The sequence below is a fragment of the Micrococcus sp. iso_229 genome (assembly GCF_058072725.1).
On the sequence record NZ_CM176514.1, the window covers coordinates 1185490 to 1197876 of the forward strand.

Consider the following 12387-nt stretch of genomic DNA (forward strand, 5'->3'; position numbering starts at 1 on the left):
GACTGCACCGTGAACCGACCCCGCTCCGGCACCCCAGGAGGCATCATGCCCGCACCGACCCTCACCGATCTGCTCGAGGCCGGCGTCGCCGGCCGCACCGTGCTCATCCGGTCCGACCTGAACGTCCCGCTGGACGGGGACACCGTCACCGACGACGGCCGCATCCGTGCCTCGCTGCCCGCGATCCGGGACCTGGCCGAGGCCGGTGCGCGCGTGATCGTCATGGCCCACCTGGGCCGCCCCAAGGGTGAGCCGGACCCCGCGTACTCCCTCCGCCCCGTCGCCGCGCGCATGGCCGAGCTGCTGGGCACCGACGTCGCCCTCGCCGCGGACGTGACCGGGGACGACGCGCGCGCCCAGGCCGCCGCCCTGCAGGACGGCCAGGTGCTGCTGCTGGAGAACGTGCGCTTCGACGCTCGCGAGACCTCCAAGGACGATGCCGAGCGCGCCGCACTCGCCGGCGAGATGGCGGCCCTGGCCGGCGAGGACGGCGCCTACGTGGGCGACGCCTTCGGCGCGGTCCACCGCAAGCACGCCTCCGTGTTCGACGTCGCGGCGCAGCTGCCGGCCTACCAGGGTCCGCTGGTCGCCGCCGAGCTCGAGGTGCTCACCCGCCTGACCGAGTCCCCGGAGCGGCCCTACGTCGTCGTGCTGGGCGGGTCGAAGGTCTCGGACAAGCTGGCCGTGATCGACAACCTGCTGGACAAGGCCGACACGCTGCTGATCGGCGGCGGCATGCTCTTCACCTTCCTCAAGGCGCAGGGCCACGAGGTGGGCGCCTCCCTGCTCGAGGAGGACCAGCTCGACACCGTCCGCGAGTACCTGCGCCGCTCCGAGGCCGGGGCCGCCCGCATCGTGCTCCCCACGGACATCGTGATGGCCTCCGGCTTCGCGGCCGACGCCGAGCACGAGGTCCTGGCTGTGGACGCCCTCACCTCAGGCGCGCACGGCGCGTCGGCCATGGGCTTGGACATCGGCCCCGAGACGGCCCGGGCGTTCGCGGAGCAGATCCGCGGCGCCCAGACCGTGTTCTGGAACGGCCCCATGGGCGTGTTCGAGTTCCCGGCCTTCGCGGAGGGCACCCGGGCGGTGGCCCAGGCCCTCACCGAGGCCTCCGCGGCCGGCGGCCTGTCGGTGGTCGGCGGCGGCGACTCCGCGGCGGCCGTGCGCACGCTCGGCTTCGCCGACGACGCGTTCGGCCACATCTCCACCGGTGGCGGCGCCTCCCTCGAATACCTCGAGGGCAAGGAGCTCCCGGGCGTCACCGCCCTGGCCGGCGAGGGGCGGGCGTGAGCATGGCGGAGCAGACCACGCGCGTGCCGCTGATCGCGGGCAACTGGAAGATGAACCTGGACCACCTCGAGGCCGTCACCCTGGTGCAGCGCCTCACGTGGCTCCTCACGGACGCAGACCATGACCAGGAGGCCGTGGAGGTCGCGGTGTTCCCGCCCTTCACGGACCTGCGGTCCGTGCAGACGCTCGTCACCGGCGACCGCCTGGACCTCGCCTACGGCGCGCAGGACCTCTCGCCTGAGGACGCCGGCGCCTACACGGGCGACGTCTCCGGCGCGTTCCTGGCGGCGCTGGGGTGCCGTTACGCGATCGTGGGCCACTCCGAGCGCCGCACCCTCCACGGGGAGGACGACGCCCTCGTCGCGCGCAAGGCCGCCGCGGCCCTGCGCCACGGCCTCACCCCGGTGATCTGCGTGGGCGAGGGCCAGGAGGTGCGCCAGGCCGGCCGGCACGTCGAGCACACGCTCGCCCAGCTGGAGGGCTCCATCGCGGGCCTGTCGGCGCAGGACGTGGCCGGCGTCGTCGTCGCCTACGAGCCCGTGTGGGCGATCGGCACGGGCGAGGTCGCCGGCCCTGAGGACGCGCAGCAGATGGGCGCGGCCCTGCGCGCCCGCGTGGCCGCACTGCACGGCGACGACGTCGCCGCCGGGCTGCGGATCCTCTACGGCGGCTCCGTGAAGTCCTCCAGCGCGCCGGCCCTGCTGGCGCAGCCGGACGTGGACGGCGCCCTCGTGGGCGGCGCCAGCCTCGACGCGGACGAGTTTGCTAAGATCGTCCGGTTCGACCAGGCCTGATCCGTCCGGCCCGACCGACCGCATTCTCCGTGACGGCCCCGGCACGCGCCGGGGCCGCACCTCGACCCGAGGAGCCCTCCCGTGGACGTCCTGACCCTGGCCCTGCAGATCCTCGTGGCCGTGCTCAGCGTGGTCATCGTGCTGCTCATCCTGCTGCACAAGGGCCGCGGCGGCGGCGTCTCGGACATGTTCGGCGGTGGCGTGACCACCTCGATGAGCTCCTCGGGCTCCGCCCAGCGCCTGCTCACCCGCCTGACCGTCGGCTCCGTGGTCGCCTGGGGTGTCGTCATCGCGCTGCTCGGCGTCCTGCCGCGTCTGACCCTGGAGTCCTGAGGCCGCCCCGCCGGGCCCCGACGCGAACGCCCCGTACGGATGATCCGTGCGGGGCGTTCGCGCGTCCCGGGCCGCTGCGGCGCCGGGCGCCCCTCAGCGCTCGGAGGCCTGCACGGGGGAGAGGTCCGTGCGCGGCAGGCCCCGGTGGAGCACGGCGCCGAAGACCTCGTCCGGGTCCAGCCGCCGCAGCTCCTCCGCCAGGCAATCCTGGTTCGTCCGGCGCGGCAGGGAGATGCGCTGCACCGGCCGACCCTGCTGATAGAGCCGGGCCACCTGCGAGTGCGAGCGGGAGAGCACCACGTCCCCGTCCGTGCACCGCAGGCGCACCGCACGGATCCCGTGGCCGGCCTTCGAGTGCGCGATCGTCACGGGCACCTTCAGGGCCAGGGTGAGCCACGCCGCCAGCAGCATGGTGCTGGGGGAGTCCGGCGCCCCGTCCACCGTCACCGAGCGCAGGGTGGCCACGTCGAGCGTGTCGAAGATGCCGGCCACCTGGATCCGCCACAGCGTCAGGCGCGTCCAGGCCAGATCGGTGTCCCCCTCATGGTGGCCCGCGCGCAGAGCCCACAGGGCGGGCTCGGCCATGGACGCCGAGGCCGTGTCCGTGATCCGGCGGTGGGCCAGGCGACCGAGCGGCGTCGCCGAGGGGACCTCGGGCGGCACCCCGGGCCACCACGCGACGATGGGCGCATCGGGCAGGAGCAGACCGGAGACCAGTGACTCGTCGGCGTGGGCGTTCTCCCCGGCGCACCACAGCACCACGACGTCGGAGGCGCCGGCGTCGCCGCCGACCCGGATCTCGGCATCCAGGCGGGTGGGGGCCGCGGGGTCGCCCAGGGCCAGGACGATGATGCGGCACGGATGCTCCAGGGAGGCCGCATTGGCGGCCTGGACGGCGGACTCGATGCCGGCGTCGTCCGTGCTGATCACGAGGGTGAGGACGCGGCCGAGGGTCACGACCCCGCTCTTCTCGCGCAGCTGCGTGATGCGCTTGGCCACCTGGGAGGTGGTGGTGTCCTGCATGCGGATCTTCACGGGCGCCTCCAGCTTCGTCCGTCGCGGGCCATGAGGGCGTCGGCCGAGGGCGGGCCCCACGTGCCCGGGGCGTAGGGCTCGGGCTGGGTGCCCAGGCTCGCCCAGTGCTCCTCGAACGGGTCCACGATCCGCCAGGACAGCTCCACCTCGGCCTGACGCGGGAACAGCGGCGGCTCCCCGAGGAGCACGTCGAGGATGAGCCGTTCGTACGCCTCGGGGGAGTCCTCGGTGAAGGCGTGACCGTAGCCGAAGTCCATCGTGACGTCGCGGATCTCGGCCTGCGTGCCGGGCACCTTGGACGCGAAGCGGATGGTGACGCCCTCGTCCGGCTGCACCCGGATGACGATGACGTTCTGCCCGAACTCGTCCCCGTCGTGGACGGGGAACAGCAGGTGCGGGGGCTTCTTGAAGACGACGGCGATCTCGGTCACCCGCCGACCGAGGCGCTTGCCGGCCCGCAGGTAGAACGGGACGCCCTGCCAGCGGCGCGTGCGGATGCCCACCTTGAGCGCGGCGTACGTCTCCGTGACGGACGCCGGGTTGAAGCCCTCCTCGTCGAGGAAGCCTGTGACCCGCTCGCCGCCCTGCCAGCCGGAGGTGTACTGGCCGCGGGCGGAGGCCGCCGCGAGTCCCTCGGGCGTGTCCGGGACGGTCACGGCCTCGAGGACCTTCTCCTTCTCCGCGCGCAGGTGGTCCGCGTCGAACGAGATCGGCTCCTCCATCGCGGTGAACGCGAGCAGCTGCAGGAGGTGGTTCTGGATGACGTCGCGGGCCGCGCCCACGCCGTCGTAGTAGCTCGCCCGTCCGCCGATGCCGATGTCCTCGGCCATCGTGATCTGGACGTGGTCCACGTGCTCCGCGTTCCAGAGCGGCTCGAACATCCGGTTGGCGAACCGGAACGCGAGGATGTTCTGCACCGTCTCCTTGCCGAGGTAGTGGTCGATGCGGAACACCGCGTCCGAGGGGAAGACGCGCTCGATCACGGCGTTGAGCTCCTGCGCGCTGGCCAGGTCGTGGCCGAAGGGCTTCTCGATGACCACGCGGCGCCACGGGCCCTCGGCCGGCTGGGACCGGTCGGCCAGGCCCTGGTCGGCCAGGTGGCGGGAGACGGCCTCGAACCAGTCCGGCGGGATGGAGAGGTAGAACGCGGTGTTCCCGCGCGTGCCGCGTGAGGTCTCGAGCTCGGCGAGCACCTCGTCGAGACGGACGTAGGCCGCCTCGTCGTCGAACGCGCCGGAGACGAAGCGCAGGCCGCCCCGGAACTGGTCCCACACGGTCTCGTCGAACGTGGTCCGGGAGGAGGCCTCCACGGCGGCGCGCACGTAGTCGGCGAACTCCTCGTCGGACCAGTCGCGGCGGCCGAACCCGACGAGGGAGAACGCCGGTGGCAGCAGGCCGCGCTGGGCGAGGTCGTACATGGCAGGCAGGAGCTTCTTCTTCGCCAGGTCGCCCGTCACGCCGAACAGCACGAGAGCCGACGGACCCGCAATGCGGGTCAGGCGCCGGTCACGGGGGTCACGCAGCGGGTTGCGGGGGACGGTCCGGGACTCACCGGCCACGGACGGCGCTCCTCAGGGCCTCGATGCCCGCGTCGCGGCGGCGCAGGTGCAGGGTGACCACGGGGCGGTCGAGATCGCCCAGCACCCGGGCGTCGCCCGCGGCCTGCGCGGCGATGAGCCTGCCCAGGGAGAACGGGCGGCCGGGCACCTCGAGGTCCAGGCCGGCGTCGCCGGTGATCTGCAGGAACACGCCGACGGCCGGGCCGCCCTTGTGGAACTGTCCGGTGGAGTGCAGGAACCGCGGACCCCAGCCGAACGTGACCGGGCGGCCGACCAGGTCCGCCAGGTCCGCGCGCAGCCCCTCGAGCTCGGCGTCGTCATGACGGGACAGGTAGGCGTGGACCGCCAGGTAGCCGTCCTCGGGCACCAGCGCCGCCGTGGCGCGCAGCACGCCGGCCAGGTCCGGGGCAGAGGTCACGGACGCCGGGCCGGAGACCTCGACGCCCTCCACCTCACCGTCGGCCGTCCGCTCGGCGGCGGGGCCGTCCAGCAGGGTGCGCGCGGCGGCCTTGGCGGCCTCCACGTCCGGCTGGTCGAAGGGGTTGATCCCGAGCAGGCGGCCGGCCACCGCGGTGGCCACCTCCCACAGCAGCAGCTGGGCGCCGAGCGAGCCGGCGACCTGCACGCCGTGGCCCGGGGCCGCGACGTCGTCCTCGCCGACGAGCTGCACCTGCAGCAGGTCGGGGGCGTCCCACGCGGTCTCGGGGTCGCCGGGGGCGACGACGACGGGCAGCAGCCCGGTGCCGTCCTTGCCCGTGGACTCGGCGATCAGCTGCTCGATCCAGGCCGGCAGTCCGGCGATGCCGGACCCGTGGTCGGCGAAGACGAGCTTGTCGCGCAGCGGCTGCGTGCCGCCCAGGGCCGCGCCGAGCTGCAGGCCCGGGTTGTCCTCGTCGTCGGCCGTCAGCAGGTCGAGCACGGCCTCCGCGTCGTCCAGCAGGGCCGCGACGTCCACGCCGGCCAGGCCGGTGGGGACCAGGCCGAACGCGGTGAGGGCCGAGAAGCGCCCGCCCACGGTCGGGTCCGCGGTGAAGACGGCGCGCCAGCCGGCGGACTCGCACGCGGCGTGCAGCGGTGAGCCCGGGTCCGTGACGGCGACCAGGCGGGTGCGGGGGTCGATCCCCGCGTCGCGGAACGCGGCCTCGACGACGCGACGCTGCGAGTCGGTCTCCACGGTGGAGCCGGACTTGGAGGAGACCACCAGCACGGTCCGCTCGAGGTCGCGCTCGAGGGCACGGGAGACCTGCAGCGGGTCCGTGGAGTCCAGGACCTCGAGCTCGACGCCGGCCGTCGCCGCGATCACCTCGGGGGCCAGGGATGAGCCGCCCATGCCCGCCAGGACCACGCGGTCCACGCCCTCGGCGCGCAGCTCCCGGGTCAGCTGGGCGATGTGCGGGACGAGGGTGCGGGAGTCCTCGAACAGGTCGATCCAGCCGAGCCGCTTGGCGGCCTCGTCGCGGGCCGGCGCCCCCCACAGGTCGGCGTCCTGCGCCCCGAGGCGGGAGGCGACGCGGTCCTGGAGGAGGGCGGGCAGATGGCGGTCGATCGCCTCGAGGGCGGCTCCGGTGGCGGTGAGGCCGAGGGTGCTCATGGGGGGTCCTTCCGTGCGCGTGGCGAGCGGGCGGCGGTGTCGGGGGCGGGTGCGGTCAGCGGTGGGCGTCGAGCCCGGAGCGGACCGAGCCGAGCAGCTCGTCCCACGCGGCCTCGAACTTCTCCAGGCCCTCAGTCTCCAGCACGTCCACGACGTCCTGGTAGGACACGCCCGCCGCACCGACCGCGTCGAGCAGGGCGTCGGCGTCGGCATAGGCGCCCGTGATGGTGTCCGCCGTGATCACCCCGTGATCGGCGACCGCCTCGAGGGTCTTCTCCGGCAGGGTGGTCACGGTGTGCGGTGCCACGAGTTCGGTGACGTACAGCGTGTCCGGCAGGGCGGGGTCCTTGACGCCGGTGGAGGCCCACAGGGGCCGCTGCACGGGGGCGCCGGCCGCCTCGAGCAGGCGCCAGCGCTCCGAGTCCAGGGCCTGCTCGAAGGCGCGGTAGGCCAGGCGCGCGTTGGCGACGGCGGCCCGGCCGGTCAGCGCCTCGGCCTCGGGGGTGCCGATCGCGCGCAGCCGCGCGTCGACCTCCGTGTCCACACGGGAGACGAAGAAGGAGGCCACCGAGTGGAGGCGGCGGACGTCGTGCCCGTTCGCCCGGGCCTTCTCCAGGCCGGTGAGCCAGGCGTTGAGCACCCGGCGGTAGCGGGGCAGCGAGAAGATCAGGGTCACGTTCACGCTGATGCCCTCGCCGAGCACGTCCGCGATGGCGGACAGGCCCTCCACGGTCGCGGGGATCTTCACCATGAGGTTGGGCCGGTCGACGGCCGCCGCCAGCTCGCGGGCCTGGGCCACGGTGCCGGCGGCGTCGCGGGCCAGGCGCGGATCGACCTCGAGGGAGACGAACCCGTCCGCCCCGCCGGTGCGCTCGTGGACGGGCGCGAGCACGTCGGCGGCGCGGCGCACGTCCTCCGTCGTCAGGGCGACGACGGCCTCGTCCACCGAGGCGCGGGCCGCGGCGAGTTCGCGCAGCTGTCCCTGGTAGGCACCCGCGTCCGCGAGGGCGACCGCGAAGATGGACGGGTTCGTGGTGACGCCGGTGACCGAGCGGGTGGCGATCAGCTCTTCGAGCGTGCCCTCGTCCAGCCGCGTGCGGGAGAGGTCGTCGAGCCAGATCGACACACCGGCCTGGGCCAGCGCGGCGGTGTTCGGGTTCTGCGGGGTGCTCATGGTCTGCGGGTGCCTTCCCTTCGGGGGTGGACGTGCTCGGGGCGCCGTGGGCGCCGGGCCTCAGAGGAGGCCGCGGGTCACCTCGGCGACGTGCTCGCCGGTGAATCCGTACTTCTCCATCAGGCGGGCGCCGTCGGCGGACTCGCCGTAGTGCTCGAGGCTCACGCGGGCGCCCGGGGAGGAGGCCGTCACCGTGTGCTCGAACCACGGCATCGCGATGCCGGCCTCGACGGAGACGCGGACCGGGGCGTCGGGGCCGTCGGGCAGGACCTCGGCCCGGTAGGCCTCCTCCTGCTCGGCGAACCACTCGAGGCACGGGGCGGAGACGACGCGGGTCGGGACGCCGTCGGCCTGCAGCAGCGCGCGGGCCCGCACGGCCACGGAGACCTCGGAACCGGTCGCGATCAGCAGCGCGCGGGCCGGCGTCGGCGCGCCGTCGGCATCCGTGGCGTCGACGAGGACGTAGGCGCCGCGGGCCACGCCCGAGGCGGGGGCGAAGCCGTCCGTGTCCCGGGGGAGCACGGGCAGGCTCTGCCGGGACAGGATGAGGCCGGCCGGGCGGTCCCGGTGCTCGAGCACCGTCCGCCACGCCCACGCGGTCTCGTTGGCGTCGGCCGGGCGGACGACGTCGAGCCCGGGGATGGCCCGCAGCGCGGCCAGGTGCTCCACCGGCTGGTGCGTGGGGCCGTCCTCGCCGAGGCCGATGGAGTCGTGCGTCCACACGTACGTGCTCGGGGTGCCCATGAGGGCGGCCAGGCGGACGGCGGGGCGCATGTAGTCGGAGAACGTCAGGAACGTGCCCATGTACGCGCGGGTCAGGCCGCCGATCGTGATGCCGTTGACGATCGCCCCGGCCGCGAACTCGCGGATGCCGAAGTGCAGGGTGCGGCCGTGCTCGTCGCCCTGCCAGGTGGCGGTGGAGCGGCGGGCCGGGATGAAGGAGGGCTCGCCCTTCATGGTCGTGTTGTTCGACCCGGCGAGATCGGCCGAGCCGCCCCAGAGCTCGGGCATGACCGGCGCGAGGGCCGTGAGCACCTCACCCGAGGCCGCGCGCGTGGCCAGGCCCTTCTCGTCCGCGTCCCAGGACGGGAACGCGTCCGCGAAGCCGGCGGGCAGCTCTCGTCCGGCCAGTCGGTCGTACAGGCGCGCGTTCTCCGGGTGCGCCTCGCGCCAGGCCTGGAACGCCGCCTCCCAGCCGCGGCGGTACTCGGCCGAACGCTCGGCGATGGACCGGGCGCCGGCCAGGAGCTCGGGGTCGACGTCGAAGGACCTGGTCGGATCCAGCCCGAGGCCCTCCTTGAGGCCGGCGACCTCGTCCGTGCCGAGCTTGGAGCCGTGGATGCCGCCGGTGTTCTGCTTCGTGGGGGAGGGCCAGCCGATCACGGTGCGCAGCTTGATCAGCGAGGGCCGGCCGGTCTCGGCCTTGGCCGCCACGAGGGCGTCGTACAGGGCCTCCACGTCCTCCGTGTACTCGGTCACGGCGTGGCCCTGGGCGCCGTTGGTCCAGTCGACCTCCTGCACGTGCCAGCCGTAGGCCTCGTAGCGGCGCGCCACGTCCTCGGTGAACGCGACGTCCGTGTCGTCCTCGATCGAGATGCGGTTCGCGTCGTAGACGACCACCAGGTTCCCGAGCTCCTGGTGCCCGGCCAGCGAGGAGGCCTCGGCGGCGACGCCCTCCTGGATGTCCCCGTCGGAGGCGAGGACGAACACGTGGTGGTCGAACGGGGAGGTGCCGGGGGCGGCGTCGGGGTCCATCAGCCCGCGCACGCGGCGCTGCTCGTACGCGAAGCCGACGCCCATCGCCAGGCCCTGGCCCAGCGGACCCGTGGTCACCTCGACGCCGTGGGTGTGGCCGTACTCCGGGTGGCCCGGGGTCCTGGAGCCCTCGGTGCGCAGCGCCTGGATGTCCTCGATCTCGAGCCCGGCGCCCGCGGCGAACAGCTGCAGGTACTGGATGAGCGAGGCGTGGCCCGCGGAGAGGATGAAGCGGTCCCGGCCCTCCCAGCGGTCGTCCGTGGGGTCCAGGTGCATGACGTTCTGGTACAGCTGCCACGCCACGGGGGCCAGCGAGATCGCGGTGCCGGGGTGGCCGTGCCCGGCCTTCTCCACGGCGTCCGCCGAGAGCGCCTTGAGCGTGTCCACCATCCGGCGGTCCTGCTCCGAGTAGACGAACCCGCGGGCCGGGGCCACCCGGTTCAGGGTCGGGGGGGTGGACGGCTGCGCGGCGTCGGTCACGGGTTCTCTCCTGGCGGATCGGGAGCGTCGGGGCGCGACCCCGGCCGACGCCGGGGCGTCGCGGCGCGGGGCCGTCGTCCCAGCCTAGCCGCGCGACGGCGGGGCGGGCCCGACCGGGCGCCCCGTGACATCGATCGCCCCCGGGCGAACGGCCGTTGACACGGGTAGACTGGCTCAAGGCCTGCCCGCAGGCGGACCGCCCGAGTGGCCGATCCGAACCCCGGGACGGGCACGCCCACCGTCCCCTCACCGTGAGAAGCAGATGTCATCCTCCCTGGAGTCGCCGTCCGCCGCCCGCGTCGCCGCCGCCGAGCCCGGCGTCGTCGACCGGTCCCCGCTGCCCCTGCGCCGCAAGGTCCGGGCGTACGTCGAGCTGACGAAGCCCCGGGTGATCGAGCTGCTGCTGGTGACCACGCTGCCGACCATGATCTTCGCGCAGCGCGGCTTCCCGGACGTGCTGACCATGATCGCCACGCTCGTCGGCGGTGCGCTCGCCGCCGGCGCCTCCGGCACCTTCAACTGCTACATCGACCGGGACATCGACCGGGTCATGAAGCGCACCGAGAACCGGCCGCTCGTCACCGGCGAGGTCACCCCGCGCGGGGCCCTCGTGTTCGCATGGGTGCAGACGGTCGTGTCCATCCTGATCCTCGGGTTCGGCGCCAACTGGCTGGCGGCCGGCCTGGGCGTGGCCGCCATCTTCTTCTACGTGGTCGTGTACTCGCTCGTGCTCAAGCGCCGCACGGAGCAGAACATCGTGTGGGGCGGCATCGCCGGCTGCTTCCCCGTGCTGATCGGCTGGGCGGCCGTGCGCGGGACCGTCGAGTGGCCGGCCATCGTGCTGTTCCTCGTGGTCTTCCTGTGGACGCCCCCGCACTACTGGCCGCTGTCCATGAAGTACAAGCGCGACTACCAGCAGGCCGACGTGCCGATGCTCGGCGCCATCGCCTCCGCGCGCCACGTCTCCAACCAGGTCGTGCTGTACGCGTGGGCCACCGTGGCCTGCTCCCTCCTGCTCGTGCCGATGGGCTGGGCCGGCATCGTCTACACCGCGGTCGCGCTCGTCGTCGGCGGCTGGTTCATCTGGGAGTCCCACGTGCTGCAGGTGCAGGCCCAGCGCGAGGACTTCGAGGACCGCAAGGCCATGAAGGTCTTCCACCTCTCCATCACCTACCTGACGCTGCTGTTCATCGCCCTGGCCGTGGACCCGTTCGTGGGCGCGCCGCTGATGCACTTCGGCGCCTGAGCGCCGGTCCGCCCCGGGCGCTCCCCGGGACGCAGACGACGACGGCCCCGCACCTGCCGGTGCGGGGCCGTTCGTGTGGGCGGGGCGTCAGCCCGCGGCGACGGTGCGCGTGGGGGCGGCGGCCTCGACCGGGACACCCGGCCCGGCCGTGACGTAGCGGGCGACCTGGCGGTCCCAGGTCTCCGTCGCGGACGCCACGAGCAGTGCCGAGCCGAGCATGTGCAGCAGGACCACGCCGATCGGCAGGCCCGTGAAGTGCTGGGTGTAACCCACGACGGCCTGGAACACGAGGGCGAGCAGGAGCCGCAGCACGGCGGCGCGCTGCAGGCGGGAGGCACCGGCCGCGCGGCGCACCGTGAAGAACAGGACGAGGGCGGTCGCCAGGAGCAGATACACCGGGACCACGTGGGCACGCGTGACCAGCAGCGGGTCGAACTCGTGGCGCGGCGAGCCGGGGTCACCGGAGTGCGGGCCCGTGCCGGTCACCACGGTGCCCAGGTACACGGCGGCCCACGTCAGCGCGAACGCCGCCCAGGCGGCGGCGCGGGACCGGCCGGTGGTGGCGCCGTCGACGAGGGGCACCCCCGCCCGGCCGGCGCGGCGCTCGGCGGCGATGCGCACGACGAGCAGGGTCGCCACGGCCACCATGATCGAGGACACGATGAAGTGACCGGCCACCCACCACGGGTTCAGATGCGTCAGGACGACGACGCCGCCCACGAGGGCCTGGGCGGGGATGCCGGCCAGCAGGCCCACGGAGAGCCAGAAGGGGCTCCGGTGGGTGCCGCGCAGGTTCCACAGGGAGAGGAACATGGCGGCGGCGATGACCACCAGGACGAACGTCAGCGTCCGGTTGCCGAATTCGATGTAGCCGTGGATGCCCATCTCCGGGGTGTTGGTGAGGGACTCGGGTGTGCACTTGGGCCACGTGGGGCAGCCCAGGCCGGAGCCGGTGAGGCGCACGGCGCCGCCGGTGACGATGATGCCGATCTCGGACGCCAGGGACGCCACGGCGAGGGCCATGGTGGCCTTCGTGATGCGCTGCGGCAGGCGGGCGGCGAGCCCGGCCGGGGCGGTCCGGGCCGCGGGGGTGGTGGTGGACACGGTGTCCTTCCGATCGTTCGATG

At 74.0% G+C, this 12387-nt stretch carries 10 protein-coding genes; 4 read left to right on the forward strand and 6 right to left on the reverse strand.

Going from position 1 to position 12387, the window contains the following annotated elements; genetic code table 11:
* Nucleotides 1-45: 45 nt before the first annotated feature.
* The 3 genes from AC3RKA_RS05550 (at nucleotide 46) to secG (ending at nucleotide 2420) form a co-directional block, all read left to right on the forward strand.
* Nucleotides 46-1293 carry a phosphoglycerate kinase gene (locus AC3RKA_RS05550; RefSeq protein WP_489727596.1) on the forward strand — a complete coding sequence of 416 codons (1248 nt, stop codon included), beginning with the start codon at nucleotides 46-48 and terminating at the stop codon, nucleotides 1291-1293.
* Between the two features lie 2 nt (nucleotides 1294-1295).
* On the forward strand, nucleotides 1296-2087 hold the full coding sequence (gene tpiA / locus AC3RKA_RS05555) for a triose-phosphate isomerase (protein WP_145031685.1): 792 nt from the start codon (nucleotides 1296-1298) through the stop codon (nucleotides 2085-2087).
* A gap of 81 nt (nucleotides 2088-2168) precedes the next feature.
* On the forward strand, nucleotides 2169-2420 hold the full coding sequence (secG, locus tag AC3RKA_RS05560) for a preprotein translocase subunit SecG (RefSeq protein ID WP_002855646.1): 252 nt from the start codon (nucleotides 2169-2171) through the stop codon (nucleotides 2418-2420).
* Between the two features lie 93 nt (nucleotides 2421-2513).
* On the opposite strand, the gene AC3RKA_RS05565 is transcribed toward secG, so the two are convergent.
* The 5 genes from AC3RKA_RS05565 to tkt are packed head-to-tail and all read right to left on the reverse strand — an operon-like array spanning nucleotide 2514 to nucleotide 10014.
* The gene (locus AC3RKA_RS05565; RefSeq protein ID WP_145031683.1) at nucleotides 2514-3455 is read right to left on the reverse strand and encodes a glucose-6-phosphate dehydrogenase assembly protein OpcA; all 942 of its coding nucleotides are present in this window, start codon (nucleotides 3453-3455) and stop codon (nucleotides 2514-2516) included.
* On the reverse strand, nucleotides 3452-5014 hold the full coding sequence (gene zwf / locus AC3RKA_RS05570; protein ID WP_002855642.1) for a glucose-6-phosphate dehydrogenase: 1563 nt from the start codon (nucleotides 5012-5014) through the stop codon (nucleotides 3452-3454). Before zwf ends, AC3RKA_RS05565 begins: the two co-directional genes overlap by 4 nt.
* Entirely contained in the window at nucleotides 5004-6605 is a 1602-nt protein-coding gene (locus tag AC3RKA_RS05575; protein ID WP_336264817.1) for a glucose-6-phosphate isomerase, read from the reverse strand. Before AC3RKA_RS05575 ends, zwf begins: the two co-directional genes overlap by 11 nt.
* Before the next feature lie 55 nt (nucleotides 6606-6660).
* Nucleotides 6661-7779 carry a transaldolase gene (tal, locus tag AC3RKA_RS05580; protein ID WP_002855640.1) on the reverse strand — a complete coding sequence of 373 codons (1119 nt, stop codon included), beginning with the start codon at nucleotides 7777-7779 and terminating at the stop codon, nucleotides 6661-6663.
* A gap of 60 nt (nucleotides 7780-7839) precedes the next feature.
* Complete coding sequence (tkt, locus tag AC3RKA_RS05585; protein WP_336264815.1) at nucleotides 7840-10014, reverse strand: transketolase; 2175 nt, start codon at nucleotides 10012-10014, stop codon at nucleotides 7840-7842.
* Nucleotides 10015-10276: 262 nt separating this feature from the next.
* On the opposite strand from tkt, the gene AC3RKA_RS05590 reads away from it, so the two are divergent.
* Entirely contained in the window at nucleotides 10277-11260 is a 984-nt protein-coding gene (locus AC3RKA_RS05590; RefSeq protein WP_002855638.1) for a heme o synthase, read from the forward strand.
* Between the two features lie 87 nt (nucleotides 11261-11347).
* Here the strand turns inward: AC3RKA_RS05590 and AC3RKA_RS05595 are convergent, their stop codons facing one another.
* On the reverse strand, nucleotides 11348-12364 hold the full coding sequence (locus tag AC3RKA_RS05595; RefSeq protein ID WP_336264814.1) for a COX15/CtaA family protein: 1017 nt from the start codon (nucleotides 12362-12364) through the stop codon (nucleotides 11348-11350).
* Nucleotides 12365-12387: the final 23 nt, after the last annotated feature.

Coding starts and splice junctions, on each gene's coding strand:
- AC3RKA_RS05550 (WP_489727596.1), top strand. CDS start 46: ATGCCCGCACCGACCCTCACCGATCTGCTCGAGGCCGGCGTCGCCGGC.
- tpiA (WP_145031685.1), top strand. CDS start 1,296: ATGGCGGAGCAGACCACGCGCGTGCCGCTGATCGCGGGCAACTGGAAG.
- AC3RKA_RS05575 (WP_336264817.1), bottom strand. CDS start 6,605: ATGAGCACCCTCGGCCTCACCGCCACCGGAGCCGCCCTCGAGGCGATC.
- tal (WP_002855640.1), bottom strand. CDS start 7,779: ATGAGCACCCCGCAGAACCCGAACACCGCCGCGCTGGCCCAGGCCGGT.
- AC3RKA_RS05590 (WP_002855638.1), top strand. CDS start 10,277: ATGTCATCCTCCCTGGAGTCGCCGTCCGCCGCCCGCGTCGCCGCCGCC.